The organism is Rhizobium sp. P1_C7 (assembly GCF_056406295.1).
In genome coordinates this window covers 108,645-124,909 of record NZ_JBFUAL010000020.1, presented here as the reverse complement: position 1 = coordinate 124,909, position 16,265 = coordinate 108,645, and the positions used below count along the sequence as shown (strand labels likewise).

Genomic DNA, 16,265 nt, shown 5'->3' with positions numbered 1-16,265 from the left:
AGTCCACACAGGGGATGACGTTCAACATCAGCCGTGTGATCGCAAAGGACTACTCGACCGTCGCATCAACCTGCATCGCAGTCCTTGCCACTGAAATCTATCGATTCGCCCCGATGGCTGATCAGATCGAGCACGTCCACTACCTGATCGTTCTGGGGCTTTTGATGGCATGCGTCGGCCTCGCCACCGCCGCCGTCAGTCACCTCAAGAAACGCGGTGCCTTTCGTGAACGGAACGCTCTCTACTGATAGTCCCCTGTGGGAGCTCGTTCAGATACCCGTTGGGGAGCAGTCAGGTTCCAGGGCGCTGTTCAGCACGGTGACCCTGCGCGAACCGTCGAGAACAAGGCTACAAAATGAGAAACGCCCCGGTCGCTTTTCGACGGCGACCAGCCGGCAATGGTCAGTTGGAAGGTTCGAGATTTTTCTATCCGTGACCGATCGCAAGTGCCCACGCCCGTCTACGCAACCTGCCTCAGCGCCAGACAGACTGTGAGCACTCCGACCCCAACCCAGATCGCGATGATGGCGACCATGGCGGCGCGGCTCAACGGTCTTTCCGAGCGCGCCGCCGTCGCGCGGTGCTCGGCCAGGACGTCCGGCGGGATCAGCCTGACTGCCAGGAGAATGCCCAAGGGGACGATGACAATATCGTCCAGGTATCCGAGGACCGGCACAAAATCCGGAATGAGATCGATGGGCGAAAGCGCATAGCCCGCGACGACGAACGCAACAGTCTTTGCATACCACGGCACGCGCGGGTCCCTTGCGGAGAGATAGAGGGCGTGAACATCCTGTTTGATCCCTCGCGCCCAGCGTCGAACCCGCGTTTTCAGGGAAGCGCGATGAGAAGAGTGTATTTCCTCGCGTTGCTTGTCTCCCGCTGTCATTTCACTCTCCGTGAACACGCAGGAGCGTCAACGTGCCCGCCGCCATCAACACAGCGGCGACCGCGAAGCTGAACACCGGCGAAACGGCAGTCCACAGCACACCGACCGCCGTGCTCGATACGAACTTGGCCGCACCGTTGACAGTACCGAGCGCCCCGTAGCTGGTGGCAAGTGTCTCCTGGCTGACCATCTCGGCCGTCACCGTCGTTTCGATCGCTTCCTGAACAGCGACATAGAGCCCGGCGTTGAAGAAAATACCGGAAAGGAGCGCGACACTGTCAACGCTCACTGCAAAGGCGACTGCGGTCAGAACTGCGGTGAGCACGCCCAAGGCGTAGCCGATAACCAATATGTTGCGCTGCCCGTAGCGGTCCGCCAGGATGCCGATCGGATAGGAGGTCGCCACCTGGACGACGTTGCGCCAGACGTAGAGAAGACCGGCAACCTGAGCGGCTTTCACGACGCCCATGGAGGGTGCCAGCAACTGTGTTGCGGCGAGAATGAGCAGGCTGTGCGAGTAGTCTCCGGTCCCGAAGATGCCGACAGCCGCCAGATAGCGCTTGAAACGCGCAGGCAGCCCTCGTAGCGTCGAGAAGAATTTAAGGGCCGGATTGGGTGACTGCTCGGGATCGCGGACCAATGCGAAGAAAGCGACAACTGCCAGCGCTCCCGGGATCAGGGTCAGCCAAAACACCAGCCGGAAAGGGCCATCGACCGTTTCCCCTGGAAAGCCCTGGGCCCAACCGAGCAGGAAGACGCCGAGCAGCGGTCCGGCAACCGCTCCGATCGTATCCATTGCCCGATGGAAGCCAAAGGCCCGGCCACGCGTCTGCGGCGTGATTGCCTGCACCATGATCGCGTCTCGCAGCGGCCCCCTCAATCCCTTGCCGAACCACGAGACAACGCGTCCGAGCAGGATCAGCGGCCAGCCAACCGCAAGCGCGATGAATGCCTGTCCGAGCGGCGTCAGGCCGTAGCCGACCAGCACCAGGATTTTGCGGTGACCGAACTTGTCGGCAAGGTAACCGGCGATCATCTTGGTAAAGCTCGCGACGGCGTCTGCGACACCCTCGATGATCCCCAGTGCCGCCTCCGGCACGCCGAGGACGGCGAGGAAGCCCGGCAGGATGACGGTCGTCGTCTCGTAGCAAAAATCGCCAAGCGCACTGGTAAGGCCCGCACCGGCAACAGTGCGGTTGAGCCAGCCCTTGGCACCCCTTTCGGTTTGCGCCGTCATCGCTGCCCTATCGGATTCGCGCATTTTCCTCTCCCGGTCTCAGTGTGGGAGCGACCGGCCCGCCCCATAACGCCAGGGGAGGAAGCATGACCGACACCATGCGGCACGCTGTTGCCTCGATGAGGAAGGAGATGGTTTTTTTGGACGAAATCAAAGCCATGCCACAGTCAGAATGTGTCTCGATTTTGCAAGAGCCTCGACTGCCGACCATGCTATGCGCCTCCAACAGGCTGGTGCGGCCGAAGCGGCAAGGCGGCTCGGCCTTGACCGCTCCATAAAAGCTGCATGCTAGACCACCGACGGATTCTGAACGCGTTCCCGTGTTATGACAGCTACTGGGCCGCATGGATACCTGAGACCAACACTTTGCCGGCCTTGCTCGAATAGACGACCTTCACCCTTTCCCCGACCTTGAGCGTTTCGGCTTCGATGCCCTCAGGCAGCGTGAAGGTCATTCCGTCCGTCAGTGTGACCGCGTCGTGGCTCTTATCGATTGCCTTGACGGTGCCGATCATTTCCTTCGCGAAGACGGCTGTCGCCGACGCAGCCAGGACAAGTGCAATGGCGATAATGGGTGTCCGCATATCTCAAACTCCTATTCGGTTGAATGTTCCTCCCGAACGACCCGGGTCGCCGGGCAACGCCCACGAACCGCCTGTCGGGTAGCCACTCGCCCGGAGGCAACTGACCCAGATTGGGGCCTGTGGCTTGCAGGCGCATTTCAGGAACCATACAAATGAGTAAGGTGCGTCATCGGCGCTACCAAAAGGGCATGGGCGCCACATCCAAAGGCTCAGACATCCCTCAAATATTCTGCGTCATGCCCTTGTGGTGATCTTGCGGCAAGAACTGCCACGACGACCGACCCGACCATCAGCAAGACAACGATGCCGAGGTAACCCCAAGGTATCGATAGAGCTTCGGGCGGCGGATCGAATACGCCCTTCAGTAGCTTTACCAGCATCCAGGCCGTAGCAAGGCCCGACAGCAGGCCAAAAACAATACCCCCGACAATAACGAGAAGCCCTTCGCTCCAAACAAAAGCCGACAATTGCGAGCGCGTAGCGCCGATGGCGCTCAGAATGGCGAAGTTCCTGCGCCGCTCGATAAGCCCCAGCGCCAGCATCAACCCGCCCGCGGCGGCGGCCATCATCGCGGCGAATGCCAGCTCTATCCTCGTCAAGCCGGCCAGATCGACGGCCGAAAGGCTCGAACCGATCAGGTGAGCGGCCTGGCTGACGTCGGTGATTTTCATCGACGGGTCGGTTGCAAGGAGGGATTGAGCCTGCGCGGCCAGACTTGCTGGATCGCCCGTTGCACGCATCAACACATATTCCGACGCGGTCGAGCCAGTCTTTTCGGCAGTGTAGCGGGCGTTGGCCACAAGGAAGGAGTCTTTTGGCGCCGTTGGAAACTCGCGTACCACTCCGATGAACCTGAACTGTAGCGGATGATATTGATGATCTCGGGCGTCCGTCAGCCGCAGGTTGATTGTGTCGCCTTGCTCGAGCTGAAAATCCTGAACCGTCTCCTCCGACACCAGCACACCGTCTGGCGTTGCGGCCAGCTTGGCGAGTGCGGCTGCGGCGGATCCGCCGCTGAAAAAGGAATCCGAAAGGCTCGTCGCACGCCCGATGCGCGGAGGATCGATGCCGTAGAGATCCTGAAGGTCGGCACCGACATAGGCAAAGCGATGCTGCGTCGGTTCGGCGGCTGCCGTATCCGGCAAGGCGGCGAGCGCGGCCAGATGTGCATCGGCGGGCATTTCGGACGTGCCGGATACGGTGACGTCGGCTCCGTTGGTGAGCTCTGCGTCAACACGCAACTGTGCATTGTAGGTGGCATTGAAGATCGCTGTCGAGACAGCGAACGAGATTGCCAGAGCGGTCATGGCGATGCCCGCGGTGAGGCGGCGGGCTTGCCGGGACAACGCCGCGGCCACGATCGGCGCGAGCGCACCACAGGCCGGCCTTATGAGGGCTCGAAGAAGCGAACCGTTGCTCGCGATCACGCCGTTCGACAACCGCAGCGCCAGCAGAGCAAGCCCAAGCCAGAACAAGGCGGGCGCGATGAACGCCTTGTAGTCCACGGCCGTCGCGGCGACGCCCTCCGGCGCGAGCACGATCTGGTATCCAGTGCTTGCCAATTGCCAGAAGAACAGACCTGCAGCCGCAAGCAGCAGCACGTCCAGCCACAGGCGCTGCCAAAGCGGCTAAGCTGCCCGAGGAACTGTCGGGCGGCCAGGCGCAAAGGGTTGCTGGAGCACCTTGAAGGGATGGGGGCGAGTCTCGCCAGGGTTGCCGTCATGATGAGCGACGTCAAGTTGCGGCCAAGGCCAAGATTGACCGCGAGATAATCCGCCGCGGTCTCGCCCATCGTCACGGCTAGAAGTTTGACCAGCCAGAACGCGACTGTGACTTCCGGCACTCGATTGGGGGGAGTTTCGACGGTCCGTCGCGCGCCGGTGATAGCCTGGCGTTGGGGGATATGTCCGGAGGTCATTTGCCGACCACCTTCATCGCATCAGCAAAGAAGTCGTCCGCACGCTTGTCGTCATCCGCATTGCAGCGCTCGATGCCCTTGTTTTCGAGGTCCGCGACCTGGGCCTTGTCGCCGTCGCTCAGCGTTGCCTTGGCGGCCGCAGCCCGCAGATCCTTCAGCATGATCTCGCATGGTGTGGTGGCCGCCACAACGCCTGAGGCTTGCATGCCTATGGCGCCGGTGGCGAGCAAAGCAAATATGAGCTTTTTCACGATGACAGTCCTTCTATCGATGCCGGATATCGGTGGATGGTAACGAGGCGCCGGAATACCCGCTCGCCCCGCGGGATCAATACCGGCCGTGTTTTACCATCGTCTGTCCGGCGCCTTACGGATTCGTAAGGAGTAGAGAGCGACCATCGGTTCCTTACAATTCGGCATGCGATCCGGATCAGCCATGCTATTCGGATACTGCGATTCAAACCACGACAAGTCTGCGCGGAGCATGGGTCAGCGCAAGAAGAGGACTGGTCGAAAAGGAGGCGTCATCGGCACTGCGCTCACCTCGGGGCGTTATTCATGGAACTGGGAGCAACGGTCCCGATACGGTCAGGACGGATCGCAACAAGTCGTTTGCGCCAGACCAGAGAATCTGCAGACCGAGGCAAAAAAGGATGAAGGCAGACAGCCGCACGGCAATGTCGGTTCCTCCTCGGCCAAGAAGCTTTTGAATGCGAACTGCATAGGCGAAGCATAAAAGGATAGTCAGGGAAAGAACAACGATGGCAAGCAAGCTTGCCAATATGAATGCGATCCTGTCTGCAGGGCTGGTGACAGTCGCCTCGGAAAGACCGATGCTTATAACGATGGCAATCGATCCAGGTCCCGTCGTCAGAGGAAGTGTCAGTGGATAAAAGGCCTGATCGAGCAAATGGGCCCGCGACACGTCGCCCGTCGATGCATCCAAATCCTTGCGGCTTCCATCATTGAGAAGCTGCCACCCTGATACAGCCACAATGATCCCGCCGGCGACGCGAAGGATCGGAACGGAAATTCCGTAGAATTGTAGGATGAGTGCGCCCAGGAGGAACGAGCATACAAGCAAGATTAGCGAGTTCAACGCGATGCGCCGCGCCAAGACGGCGCGGATCTCGGGAGTTGCGCCACGCGTCAGTCCGAGGAAGACAAGCGCCGAGCCCGGCGGATTGACAACCGGAAAAATCGCCGCGAGCACCAGAGCGAAAGTGTTGAATGCCGCATACATCAGACACCCCAACGCCAATAGTGCATCTGATATCGAGAACCGTTTCGGGGCCCGCCCGCCGGCCTCGCTGCATCGGTCATTTTCGCGCCTTTCAAAAGGTGAGTAACAACCATCTTCTGTCCCATAGGATAGCGACCATATACGCATCGGAATCTGGTTTCCACAGCAACGTCCACGGAAGTGGCGCGAAATACGATCGCGCGGTTGAACGACGAACGCCCCAATCATCTCTGTCGCGATGTGGCGATGGGAGCAAAAGGCTCAAGGGGTGCGACGGTCCGGCTCGAAACGCCGCAGGGCCCCCAGTTGCGGATCGACTTTGGCCAGACGCCTGTCGGGATCGAAGGCTGGCGGGTTCGCTTTGGTCCCAGGTTGGTACCCGATGTCGGTGTCAATCGGCCCATCGGGGATCGGCGGCAAAGGCAATCGTCAGCCAGCGATCCGGCCCCGCATCGCCGATTTCCGCGCCTATGTCCATACGGATTGCATCCAGCTGGTCAATGCCAGAAATATCCATGTCCACGGGGGGTCGGTGATCCGCAAGCGGCCGACCTTGGCGAAATCCCATGACGGGCCACCGCGTTCTCCGCCGCCTTGCGGGCATCCGGTCGAGATCCGGCGGCGCGACAAGGAGCACGTCCTTGAATACATCAAAGACAGTCGTCATCGGAACCGGCAAAAGACATAGGGTCAGAATGCACAGACTTGCTGGATCGATATAAGGTACCCGTTTGCTAGGTCGTGTCTTCCAGCATGGCCCCCATCGTGAAGGCGATCAGCAGTGCATTATTGATTGCAGCTGACATTGCCGTCCATTCATGTCCAGAGCCAGAAAACCTGACCGCGTCGTCCCGTTGTGCCGCCGGACGTAGAGAACTATGACCAGACAGATGATCGAGACGAGGATGGTAGGCGACCCAATCGAAGAGGAGATGCCGTCCACCGGTAAGAATGGACGAAATGGCGTTGACTAGCGCATAGAAGGAAAGCAGCGTCGGCAAATCAGCCATTGAAGACGAGCACTGGTCTGGCAGCCGATCAAAATCGCGACATTCAGGGCCAGCAGCGTCATCGCGGCGTCGATCCGCGAAAAGACCCTGTCGAACATGATCGACGTGGCGACCGACGGCAATCCAAGCAAGCGCCACTCATGCCGACAAATGCCATCTCGTTCTCCCCAATATTCCTCAACCCTCGCATCAGACCGCTCCACGTATCGGATTGACGATTTGAAGTCCGGCAAAGTCTTTTTCGTTATCCGTCACCACCACACACCCGTTCACGCCAGCGACTGCGGCGATGATCATGTCGAGCCCGCTGCGCGGCTGACCGGCCGCTTTCCCTTCTGCCATCAGCCGCGCCCAGACCAGCCCCGCCTTGTCGTCGAAGGACAGGATGCGGCCCGCAAACAGCGCCTGTGGCCCTTCAGGCCCGGAGAACCACTTGTCGAGTGCATCGCGCTTCTTGCCGCGCGGCTTCTCCAAAATCCCGCGATAGACTTCCGCTACCGTTAGAGAGGCGATGAACAAATCCTCGTCGCGCTGCGTCGACATCCATGCCAGGAGCGATTCTGATGGTTGTGGTTTGACGACGTTGCTGATGATATTTGTATCAAGGAGGTAGCGTGTCAAAGATCAACCTTACGCCCCTCTTCTCGCGGCCGGCTGAGGTCGAGATCCGCGCCAACCAGAGGTGAGCGACGTAACGCCGCGAGAATTCCCCCAGCTTTCGGTGGCTCACCCGCCACTGCCTGCTGTATAGTCCGGCGAAGCTGCCCGGCTTCCGGGCCTTCCTCCGTCAATTTCCGGGCAAGGGATCGGAGTAGATCTCGGTCGGCGTCGAGCGCTTGGATCTCGAACCGCGCGATGCCTCGCTCGGTCTGGCGGGACCGATAATTCGCGAGAGCTCTCTTCTGCGCATTATTGCTCATCGCGTGCCTCCGTGCTATATCCAGATATATAGCCGTGTTTTCTTTGGAGCACAAGGCTGGTGGAACTGTTATCGGCCGGGGGTCCGGCTGCTGGCGCGGCAGGGCGCACGGGACTTCGTTCAAGCCGAACAGACAGCCGGACACGAGACTGCCTCCACGTTAGCCGCCTGGCCACTCACTCGCCTCTCCACCTGCCTTAGGGAAGAGTTGTGTGATGTTCGAACCACTTGACACGATCGATGCCTTATTGGTGCGAAGGCTATTTTCAACGCCTCTCTGTAGGATGGCAGCAAACCCTGCGCGCTGGCGGTAGTATTCGGGCTTGGCGGGCAAATGCAGATCGTATTCTTCAAGGAGACGGTCGATAATATCGAGAGCCTTGCTCGCCAGCTCTGAATAACCTTGCTGGCGTCTTTCGAAGAAACTGTCGTAACCGGGCCCAGAGAGATCCAGCGAATCCAGGGCGTACGAGAGATTTTTGATCCGGCTCGAGAGCCATATGATCTCGTCGGGAAGCTGGTCGCCAAGCAAGGACCAGTCGGCATCCTTAGGCAAGGCGAGGACCGGATCCGGTGTATGGAACGCAAACTCCCCCTCGTTCACCGGATTGAACTCGGGGCTATCATGAACCGCCGTATAGCTGGCCCCGACAAAATCGTCCAAAGCCAGTACCGTAAGCATCGCCAAACTTCTGGCATCGGTCTTGGAGTGCCGGTTGCTCGACCTTTTGGCCGCCCTCTCAATCGCGGCGAGCGTAAATGCCCCAGCCGCGAAGCAGCCGCAACCGATCAGTGCACCCATTGCCAAGATGGCTGGGGCGGTTTCGAAGAACTGCGTCAAAAGTCACCTCGTCAGGTAGCAGATGTGGATCGCATCAAAACGGACGCGCAGACGGAATCAGCACTTTCCGGTCCAGTGTGCCGTGAACTGAGAATATAAGAAACTGTGTCTCCTCACCGATCTGGTCGCCATCGAGCAATCTGACGAGATCGTCTATCCCGGCGACCGCTGTTCCGTTGATCGCCAGCACCAGATCGCCCTCTTGCAACCCACCTCGCTCCGCCGGGCCGTCTGGTTCGATGCGTCGGATCCGCACCGCCGTCGTCTGTTGGAGCCCTGCGTTCAAAGCTATTTTTCGATGCAGATCGACAGTGTCGGCGGCGATACCAATATATCCTCGGCGAACGCGACCAAACCGCAGCAGTTCCGATACCACGTAGTTTGCTGTGTTTGATGCTACCGCGAATGCGATGCTTTGCGCGCCGTGTATGACTGCTGTGTTCACGCCGATGACTACTCCCGACGAGGACACCAGGGGCCCGCCGGAGTTACCCGGATTGAGGGCGGCATCGGTCTGAATAACGTCGTCGATCAATCGGCCATTGGACGCCCTCATAGAGCGGCCAAGTGCAGATACGATCCCAGCGGTCACCGTCCATTCGAAACCAAGAGGATTGCCGATGGCAACAGCGACATGCCCACGCCGCAGTCGTTTGGAGTCGCCAAGCCGTGCCCACGAACCAACGCTCGTATTCGCACGAATGAGGGCGATGTCTGTGTCGGGATCACGGCCCAAAACACGACCCTCCGTCGTCAATCCCTCTGCTGTCTTGATGCGAACGGTTTTGGCATCATCAACCACATGGTTGTTGGTGACGATGAGACCATCGGGAGAAATGGCGAAGCCGGAACCATGTCCACCTCGCCCCTCCATCCGCTCTATGCGGCTGACCGCCGGACCGACAAGATCGACCGCCCCGGCGATCGTCTTCGAATAGATGTCAGTCAGCTCCGCCTCATCCGCGGAGACGATATTTCCATCAATGATACCCATATTTGCTTTCCGGACGTCGTCAGGCGTCTTGGCTGAGGACCGGCAGCAGTTGCGTTGCAAGGAGCTGTCAGCGAACGATTAGTGTTGCACAACAATGTGAGATCGGCGGCTCACCAGTTCAAGGGCGCGTGACGGCAAGTACTTCACACGGCCGTCGATGTGCCGCCGAACGGCCGGGAAGCGCGGGGTTCTTGCAGGGCTGACGCTTCGATTGCCGAAATGAGAGGAGCATGGGCAACAAAGGGCGAGCTTCGGCGGCTAAAAAGGCGGACAGGCGAAAACGAGTTGCTGATCTCACAAGCCAATTTACGCATCCCCGCCGATCAGAGTTCGCTCTGCTTCAAGGTTCAGTAGCTACAAGGACGGTCATTTCCAAATCCGCTCGCGCAGGCTGGCCGGAGCGAATAATCCGCATTGTGCTTTCCGTACCCCACCGAACCGGTCGTCAACGAGGCGTCTGAACTCGTGGTACAAGCTGAAACAACAGTTGCTGCAACCAGCACCGCAACTGCCCGGCAGTACCTAAATTTGCCCATTTTATCCTCCCGAACGCTGTTCGATCTCATGTCCAAGACATAGTCCCCGAAACGTCCGGGAGTACCGTTCTGATCTTCAAGATTCCGTCATCGACCGAATGCTGAGAGTGAGGAGAAATCGACGAAGCTGGGTTTGGAAGGTGAGCCGCTCACGCACCACAATTGTGGCCATTTTCGCAGCCTGAGCGCGTTTGACCAGGCGCTTAGGTACAATCTGAGGTCCATATTGAGATCAGCCGTTGAGCCGGTCGAGCCCTCCAACTTCTACCATTCCATTAGCGAGGCCTTGCGTACCAACTTTGGGATGGTAGCATGAGGGCACGCGGGGAGTGAACTGTGACCATCGAAGAACTTATTGATCTGCAGGAAGCAGGTTCCAGAGCCCGGGTGCTCGGCCTTGCATCTTATGAAAACCCATACTTGAGGCCAGATCGTGCGCCAACTGCGGGCACCAGCGCCGTAGAGGACTGGACAGCTCGCCACGATGCCTGGAAGTTTGGCTGGGAAGCCGAAGATGCCAGCCGAGACGGCAAGATCGGTAGCTTCGTTTCAAAATTAATCCGGTCGGCTGGACTACAGCCGATACCTGGGTGATGAAGTTCGCCATCTGCTCGACCGCGATCTCCTAATTTCAATCAGTTTCTGAAGCACCACGCGGGTCGTTTATCTCATTGTGGCAGTATTGCTGGCAGCCATCCCAGGGCGACTTTCGGCCAGTTCCTCGATGGCTTTCACTTGGGTGATGATAAGGCGGCATTGCAACCAGTTGGCGAGGCCACCAAGTCGAATACACCGATGGGGCCTTTACCAGTCGCGACAATAGCGTTGAACTCCAAGCGACCCACCAAAAGCCATCAAAAACCGCCTCATGGCCTGCGATGCCAGCCTATCCACAGTGCGAATTGAAGCGGGCTCGATGGTGCTGCCCCGCGGAAGGTCGCAGACTCGCGACCAGGACAACAGCGTCAGTGCAGCCAGCCTTTGCCGCCGCTCGAGGCGAAATCATCGGCGGAGCGTCGACAGATCGGTCGCCGGAACGGCAGCGGCAATGCCGACCATCTGGCATCGACGATAAAGCCTCCCGCGCCGACCATCCCGGCGTCAGGCAGAGCTCCACCACCGCCTCGGACAAGTGCCGCAGGATATCGCTCTGTCGGAAACGGCCATGGCCGTTCTTGGAGAAGCTCGAATGGTCGGGCACCTTGCCGTCCAATTTCAGACGGCAGAACCCTCCGTATGCAAGATCGGGTGCACCTCCTTGCAGAGCCGCCGCTCAGATCGGATGCCCATACTGTAGCCGACGTAGAGCATCCGTATCAGCAACGGCGGATCGATCGAGGGGCGGGCCGACAATCGCCACATTGAACTCCTCGTTGACATGCGAAGTGAGCCTGGCTTCGGCCCTCTGCCGACGCAGATTTAGCACTTGCTAAACTTCAATCGCAGGAGGAAGCTCCCACCTCGAGTGTTCAGAAAAATGCAGCCGGGGATCTGGTCATGAAATTGGCAGCACTGTTTGGCACTGCGCTCACGTTTTTTTCTATCGGCGATACAACGGCATCAGCCCAGATCAACGGAACGCCCGGAACGCCGAGTGCAACAACCGCGATAGACGGTCGACAGATCCCGACACCGCCAGGGCGCTTCGGCGGGACCATCAATCTTGATGCATTGCACTCGACGCCGTATTGGCAGCCACAAGTTGTACCGCCCAAGGGAGCGCCCAATATACTGCTGATCTTGACGGATGACGTCGGCTTTGCGGCCCCGAGCACCTTCGGCGGGGTCATTCCCACGCCAACGCTCGACCGGATTGCGAACATGGGACTGCGCTTCACGAATTTTCACACGACATCCCTGTGCTCGCCCACGCGCGCCGCGCTCATCACAGGCCGCAATCATCACTCGGTTGGCTTCGGCGTGATCAGCGAGGCATCGACAGGCTATCCGGGTTACGACAGCATTATCCCCGCGGACAAAGGCACGATCGGCACGATCCTCAAGGCGAATGGTTATGCGACGTCGTGGTTCGGAAAGGATCACAATACCCCATCGTTCCAGACCAGTCAGGCTGGCCCTTTTGATCAATGGCCGATCGGCATGGGATTTGAGTACTTCTATGGCTTCGTCAGTGGAGAGACAAATCAGTGGCAACCGGATCTCTACCGCAACACCACTCGGGTCTACCCCTATTTGAACAAGCCGTCTTACAACCTGACAACCGACATGGCGGACGACGCCATCAATTATCTCAATCAGCTCAACCAGCTCGATCCCCAGAAGCCCTTCCTTCTCTACTATGCGCCGGGTGGCACCCACGCCCCTCACCACCCGACCCCGGAGTGGATCGAGAAAATCAGCGACATGCATCTGTTCGACAAGGGATGGAATGCTGTCCGCGACCAGATTTTCGCTAACCAGAAAAGACTTGGTGTCGTTCCCCAGGATGCGCAACTGACACCTTGGCCGGACAAGCTTCTGAAGCCGTGGGATACACTTTCGCCAGACGAGAAGAAGCTCTTCGTCCGCCAGGCGGACGTCTACGGCGCCTACCTAGCCTATACCGACCATGAGATCGGCAGGGTCGTGAAAACCGTCGAGGATATGGGCAAACTCGACGACACGCTGATTATATTCATCAGTGGCGACAATGGCGCGAGCGCGGAAGGCTCCCCGGCTGGAACACCGAACGAGATGACGTTCTTCAACGGGGTGGACGTGCCCGTCCAGGACCAGCTTAGGTTCTACGACGCCTGGGGATCGGCGCTGACCTACCCGCACTATGCCGTTGGCTGGGCCTGGGCATTCGACACGCCCTTCAAATGGACCAAGCAGGTAGCATCCTATTTTGGAGGCATTCGCAATGGGATGGCGATCGCGTGGCCAGGTCATATCAAAGACCCGGGCGGCATCCGTAACCAGTTCCACCATGTCATCGACATCGTCCCCACAATCTTGGAGGTGACGGGCATCCGAGCCCCTGAGACCGTCAACGGCATCACGCAGACACCGATCGAGGGCGTCAGTCTGGCCTACACATTCGACAAGGCAAACGGCGATGCACCATCCAGTCATTCGGTTCAATATTTCGAGATGTTCGGCAATCGCGCGATCTATCAAGATGGCTGGATGGCTTCAACCATGCCCTATCGGGAGCCATGGAACGGTACCGCCCCGACGCCAAAAGACATCGTCAACGGCGTGACCTGGGAGCTTTTCGACCTGTCCAAGGACTGGACACAGAACAATGACGTGGCGGGCGCCAATCCTGAAAAACTGAAATCGCTGCAAGATCTGTTCTGGGTCGAAGCGACGAAGTATCAGGTGTTGCCGCTGGACGCTTCAGCCTTGACGCGGTTCATTCTCCCCCGGCCGAGCATTGTCGCCGGGCGCCGTGAATTCACCTATACTAAACCTATCGTCGGCGTGCCTCTTGGGACCGCACCGAGCATCCTCAACAAGTCCTTCACAATCACGGCCGAGGTCGACGTGCCCGCTGAAGGAGGCAACGGCATGCTGGTGACGGCAGGTGGGCGCTTTGGGGGATGGGGTTTCTACCTGCTCAAGGGCAAGCCGGTATTTGTCTATGACCTATTGGACCTGGCACAACCAAGGGTGGAGAGCCCGGTGGCCCTGGCGCCTGGAACGCACAAAATCGTTTTTGCGTTCACCTCAGATGGGCCGGGACTTGGCAAGGGTGGCAAGGGCACGATGGCAATTGACGGTACCGAGGCGGCAAGCGGGACCTTCCCTCACACCATCCCATTTGCCCTCGAAGCAAGCGAAACCTTTGACGTTGGTTCCGACACGGGAACCGGCGTCGCCGATAGCGACTACCGGCCTCCATTCGCATTCAACGGGACATTGAACAGGTTGAAGGTAGAACTTGAACCGTAGTCTTCGTGCCGATCTCCGATTTGCCAATCCTGTGTTCGGGCGGCGAGCAGGCCAGCAGTGTATTGATCGACTCCAACCCGATGGTAGAAATCCGCCAACCCGCGTTGAGCGTTCTATTATCCGGTTTCGCCTGTCGAGAGGAGCTCGTCACTCGTCTTCGGCGCCCCTTGGCTTTGGGTGAATTGTGGCTGAATACGCAGAGCCCGAAGGGCGTTGAGGATCACAGCCACATCAATCAGTTCCTGAAGCAAGGCTCCTTGAACGGGTGTCAAGTATCCAAGCGCAGCCGCGACCATACCGACGAACGACATTCCGATCCCGGCGATCACGCTTTCCAGTGCTATACGCCGCGAGCGTTTTGCAATTTCGATACCCGGCAGCAATCGGTCCAGGTGGTCGACCAGAAGGACGATATCAGCGGCCTCCGCGGAGGCGGCCGCCCCTCGAGCCCCCATGGCGACCCCAATATCGGCGGCAGCAAGCGCTGGCGCATCGTTGACGCCGTCGCCGACCATCATGACCGGACCCGTTTTGCGCTCAGTCAACACCAGCAGAACCTTCTGGTCTGGTGTAAGGTCTGAGCGGACCGCATTCAAGCCGAGGCCTTCGGTCACGGTTTCGGCGACCGCACGGCGGTCCCCCGTGGCCAAAACAATTCGGTTGATTCCTAGCCGACGTAGACCCGCAATGAGCTCCGCAGTGCCGGATCGCAACGGGTCTGCCATGATCAGATAGCCCGCAATCCTGTTGTCGACGGCGAGCGCCACAACTGCCGTTCCGACATTGCTGACCGCGGTTGCCGCCGTCTTCACGCCGACAGCCGCATGGACGAACGCTACACCCCCTACTGCGACCTCTCGACCGGAAATCGTCCCCGCAATGCCATCGCCGGGCCGCTCGGCGACGTTTTCAGGGACAGGCAGCACGAGCCCCTGTCGGCGCGCCGCCGTAACGATCGCCTGGGCCATTGGGTGTTTGGACGCCTGTTCCAGAGCGGCTGCGAAGTATAGGATCTGGTCGTCCGACATCCCGTTGCATGTTTCGATCGAAACGATCTGCGGGCGTCCATCTGTCAGTGTACCAGTCTTGTCGAGGATCAAGGTGCTGATCCTTGACAATGCCTCCAACGGCTTTGCGCCTTTGATGAGGACACCGAAGTGCGCTGCTCGAGACAAGCCAGCGACTAGAGCCACCGGAACAGCAAGGATCAACGGACAGGGGGTCGCAACCACCAGAACAGCCACGCCCCGAATAGGATCGCCGGTGAGCCACCACGCCGCGGTCGATAGCGCGATGGTGACTCCTAGAAACATCAGGGAATACCGATCGGCCAGGCGGGCCATCGGCGCTTTGGACGCTTGTGCTTCCTTGACCAGCCGGACGATGCCTGCATAGGTACTGTCGGCCGCTCGATGCCGGACACGCAGATCGAAGGCGTCGCCAGCATTTGTTGATCCGCTCATCGCTGCCTCACCGTGCCGCAACCGCACGGGCATGGATTCCCCGGTAAGTGCTGATTTATCGAGGATAGCCTGCTGGCTCTCGATATCGCCGTCTGCCGGCACGACGGCGCCCTGGTGGATCAGAAGAAGGTCGCCGGGTTCGATGTTCTCCAGAACGACATCTTCGAGCGTACCGTTAGAGTGCCGTGTAGCGGTTCTTGGGACTCGAGATAGAAGCGCGCTCATTTCGCGCCTGGCTCGCCCCTCGGCAAAACTTTCCAGAAATGTACCACCCGAATACATCACGGCGACCACCGATGCGGCGAGCGTTTCCCCGAACAGCAACGCCGCCGACATCGAAAGCGCCGCCACGATGTCCAGTCCGAATTCGCCTTGCCAGAGACTGCCCAGGATTTCGAAAATTAGCGCAGCAAGAACCGGGACGACACCCGCTTGCCAGGCCAGTTTGGCGGCGTCCGGCCTGTCGACGGCATAAAACAGAAGCCCGAGTGCGAGACATAGCACCGCCACCAGCAGCAACGCGGACTTCAGACGATCAGAGTTCGGATAGACCATGGTTTTCCTTCATCGCTGTTCGATGTCATTCACGCATTGTGTTCTTGTCTTGTGAGTCGTCCGGCAGTCTGGGGTAGTTCAGCATTGCCAGTTTCTCACTCGCAACTGGGCTAAAAAACCGATGCCTACGCCCCGGTGCCCGCGAGTGCCCAATTCCGCGGTCAACGCCATGGCGCAGGC

The 16,265-nt window shown here is 59.2% G+C and carries 17 protein-coding genes and 3 pseudogenes; 4 read left to right on the top strand and 16 right to left on the bottom strand.

The annotated features are described in order from the left end of the window. Positions 1-248, top strand: a pseudogene (locus AC1D2R_RS25310) (methyltransferase family protein); the annotation flags it as partial. A gap of 212 nt (positions 249-460) precedes the next feature. Here the strand turns inward: AC1D2R_RS25310 and AC1D2R_RS25305 are convergent. Together AC1D2R_RS25305 and AC1D2R_RS25300 are read right to left on the bottom strand one after the other, a co-directional pair. Further along, positions 461-889, bottom strand: coding sequence for a YkvA family protein (locus AC1D2R_RS25305; RefSeq protein WP_477971635.1), 429 nt, complete (start codon positions 887-889; stop codon positions 461-463). A 1-nt stretch (position 890) separates the two neighbouring features. Further along, positions 891-2,150: an MFS transporter gene (locus tag AC1D2R_RS25300; RefSeq protein WP_477971633.1), complete on the bottom strand. Its 1,260-nt coding sequence runs from the start codon at positions 2,148-2,150 to the stop codon at positions 891-893. Positions 2,151-2,212: 62 nt separating this feature from the next. Between AC1D2R_RS25300 and AC1D2R_RS25295 the strand changes: the two genes are divergently transcribed. After that, the gene (locus AC1D2R_RS25295; protein ID WP_477971631.1) at positions 2,213-2,404 is read left to right on the top strand and encodes a hypothetical protein; all 192 of its coding nucleotides are present in this window, start codon (positions 2,213-2,215) and stop codon (positions 2,402-2,404) included. Between the two features lie 54 nt (positions 2,405-2,458). Here AC1D2R_RS25295 and AC1D2R_RS25290 read toward each other — a convergent pair whose 3' ends face one another. From AC1D2R_RS25290 to AC1D2R_RS25235, 12 genes and pseudogenes are all read right to left on the bottom strand, one after another. Continuing rightward, entirely contained in the window at positions 2,459-2,710 is a 252-nt protein-coding gene (locus tag AC1D2R_RS25290) for a DUF1344 domain-containing protein (RefSeq protein WP_477971629.1), read from the bottom strand. Between the two features lie 209 nt (positions 2,711-2,919). Continuing rightward, positions 2,920-4,311 (bottom strand): ABC transporter permease, encoded by a 1,392-nt coding sequence (locus AC1D2R_RS25285; protein ID WP_477971627.1) that lies wholly within the window; start codon positions 4,309-4,311, stop codon positions 2,920-2,922. Between the two features lie 107 nt (positions 4,312-4,418). After that, positions 4,419-4,628, bottom strand: a pseudogene (locus tag AC1D2R_RS25280) (hypothetical protein); the annotation flags it as partial. Continuing rightward, complete coding sequence (locus AC1D2R_RS25275) at positions 4,625-4,879, bottom strand: hypothetical protein (RefSeq protein WP_477971625.1); 255 nt, start codon at positions 4,877-4,879, stop codon at positions 4,625-4,627. The gene AC1D2R_RS25275 and the pseudogene AC1D2R_RS25280, both read right to left, overlap by 4 nt. 304 nt (positions 4,880-5,183) lie before the next feature. Beyond that, entirely contained in the window at positions 5,184-5,870 is a 687-nt protein-coding gene (locus AC1D2R_RS25270) for a MarC family protein (RefSeq protein ID WP_477971624.1), read from the bottom strand. Positions 5,871-6,261: 391 nt separating this feature from the next. Further along, positions 6,262-6,537, bottom strand: coding sequence for a hypothetical protein (locus AC1D2R_RS25265; RefSeq protein WP_477971622.1), 276 nt, complete (start codon positions 6,535-6,537; stop codon positions 6,262-6,264). A gap of 67 nt (positions 6,538-6,604) precedes the next feature. Further along, positions 6,605-6,880 (bottom strand): hypothetical protein, encoded by a 276-nt coding sequence (locus AC1D2R_RS25260; RefSeq protein WP_477971620.1) that lies wholly within the window; start codon positions 6,878-6,880, stop codon positions 6,605-6,607. Positions 6,881-7,069: 189 nt separating this feature from the next. After that, positions 7,070-7,501 (bottom strand): PIN domain-containing protein, encoded by a 432-nt coding sequence (locus AC1D2R_RS25255; RefSeq protein ID WP_477971618.1) that lies wholly within the window; start codon positions 7,499-7,501, stop codon positions 7,070-7,072. Next, positions 7,498-7,800 (bottom strand): hypothetical protein, encoded by a 303-nt coding sequence (locus AC1D2R_RS25250; RefSeq protein ID WP_477971616.1) that lies wholly within the window; start codon positions 7,798-7,800, stop codon positions 7,498-7,500. Before AC1D2R_RS25250 ends, AC1D2R_RS25255 begins: the two co-directional genes overlap by 4 nt. Positions 7,801-7,959: 159 nt before the next feature. Further along, a complete protein-coding gene (locus AC1D2R_RS25245) occupies positions 7,960-8,640 on the bottom strand; it encodes a hypothetical protein (RefSeq protein ID WP_477971614.1) in 681 nt (226 codons plus the stop codon). 34 nt (positions 8,641-8,674) lie between these two features. After that, positions 8,675-9,634 carry a S1C family serine protease gene (locus AC1D2R_RS25240; protein WP_477971612.1) on the bottom strand — a complete coding sequence of 320 codons (960 nt, stop codon included), beginning with the start codon at positions 9,632-9,634 and terminating at the stop codon, positions 8,675-8,677. 347 nt (positions 9,635-9,981) lie between these two features. Further along, positions 9,982-10,170, bottom strand: a complete 189-nt coding sequence (locus AC1D2R_RS25235) for a hypothetical protein (protein WP_477971610.1) — start codon at positions 10,168-10,170, stop codon at positions 9,982-9,984. A 336-nt stretch (positions 10,171-10,506) separates the two neighbouring features. Here AC1D2R_RS25235 and AC1D2R_RS25230 point away from each other — a divergent pair, with 336 nt between their 5' ends. Further along, positions 10,507-10,764 (top strand): CrpP-related protein, encoded by a 258-nt coding sequence (locus tag AC1D2R_RS25230; protein ID WP_477971608.1) that lies wholly within the window; start codon positions 10,507-10,509, stop codon positions 10,762-10,764. 467 nt (positions 10,765-11,231) lie between these two features. On the opposite strand, the pseudogene AC1D2R_RS25225 reads toward AC1D2R_RS25230, so the two are convergent. Beyond that, positions 11,232-11,514, bottom strand: a pseudogene (locus AC1D2R_RS25225) (transposase); the annotation flags it as partial. Between the two features lie 153 nt (positions 11,515-11,667). Between AC1D2R_RS25225 and AC1D2R_RS25220 the strand changes: the two are divergent. Next, entirely contained in the window at positions 11,668-14,067 is a 2,400-nt protein-coding gene (locus tag AC1D2R_RS25220; protein WP_477971606.1) for an arylsulfatase, read from the top strand. 116 nt (positions 14,068-14,183) lie between these two features. Here AC1D2R_RS25220 and AC1D2R_RS25215 read toward each other — a convergent pair whose 3' ends face one another. Next, positions 14,184-16,085 (bottom strand): heavy metal translocating P-type ATPase, encoded by a 1,902-nt coding sequence (locus AC1D2R_RS25215; protein ID WP_477971604.1) that lies wholly within the window; start codon positions 16,083-16,085, stop codon positions 14,184-14,186. Positions 16,086-16,265: the final 180 nt, after the last annotated feature.

Bases quoted from the DNA above. Each gene is read 5' to 3' on its own strand.
- AC1D2R_RS25305 (WP_477971635.1), bottom strand. From the start codon at position 889: ATGACAGCGGGAGACAAGCAACGCGAGGAAATACACTCTTCTCATCGC.
- AC1D2R_RS25300 (WP_477971633.1), bottom strand. From the start codon at position 2,150: ATGCGCGAATCCGATAGGGCAGCGATGACGGCGCAAACCGAAAGGGGT.
- AC1D2R_RS25295 (WP_477971631.1), top strand. From the start codon at position 2,213: ATGACCGACACCATGCGGCACGCTGTTGCCTCGATGAGGAAGGAGATG.
- AC1D2R_RS25290 (WP_477971629.1), bottom strand. From the start codon at position 2,710: ATGCGGACACCCATTATCGCCATTGCACTTGTCCTGGCTGCGTCGGCG.
- AC1D2R_RS25270 (WP_477971624.1), bottom strand. From the start codon at position 5,870: ATGTATGCGGCATTCAACACTTTCGCTCTGGTGCTCGCGGCGATTTTT.
- AC1D2R_RS25265 (WP_477971622.1), bottom strand. From the start codon at position 6,537: ATGACGACTGTCTTTGATGTATTCAAGGACGTGCTCCTTGTCGCGCCG.
- AC1D2R_RS25260 (WP_477971620.1), bottom strand. From the start codon at position 6,880: ATGGCTGATTTGCCGACGCTGCTTTCCTTCTATGCGCTAGTCAACGCC.
- AC1D2R_RS25250 (WP_477971616.1), bottom strand. From the start codon at position 7,800: ATGAGCAATAATGCGCAGAAGAGAGCTCTCGCGAATTATCGGTCCCGC.
- AC1D2R_RS25240 (WP_477971612.1), bottom strand. From the start codon at position 9,634: ATGGGTATCATTGATGGAAATATCGTCTCCGCGGATGAGGCGGAGCTG.
- AC1D2R_RS25235 (WP_477971610.1), bottom strand. From the start codon at position 10,170: ATGGGCAAATTTAGGTACTGCCGGGCAGTTGCGGTGCTGGTTGCAGCA.
- AC1D2R_RS25220 (WP_477971606.1), top strand. From the start codon at position 11,668: ATGAAATTGGCAGCACTGTTTGGCACTGCGCTCACGTTTTTTTCTATC.
- AC1D2R_RS25215 (WP_477971604.1), bottom strand. From the start codon at position 16,085: ATGGTCTATCCGAACTCTGATCGTCTGAAGTCCGCGTTGCTGCTGGTG.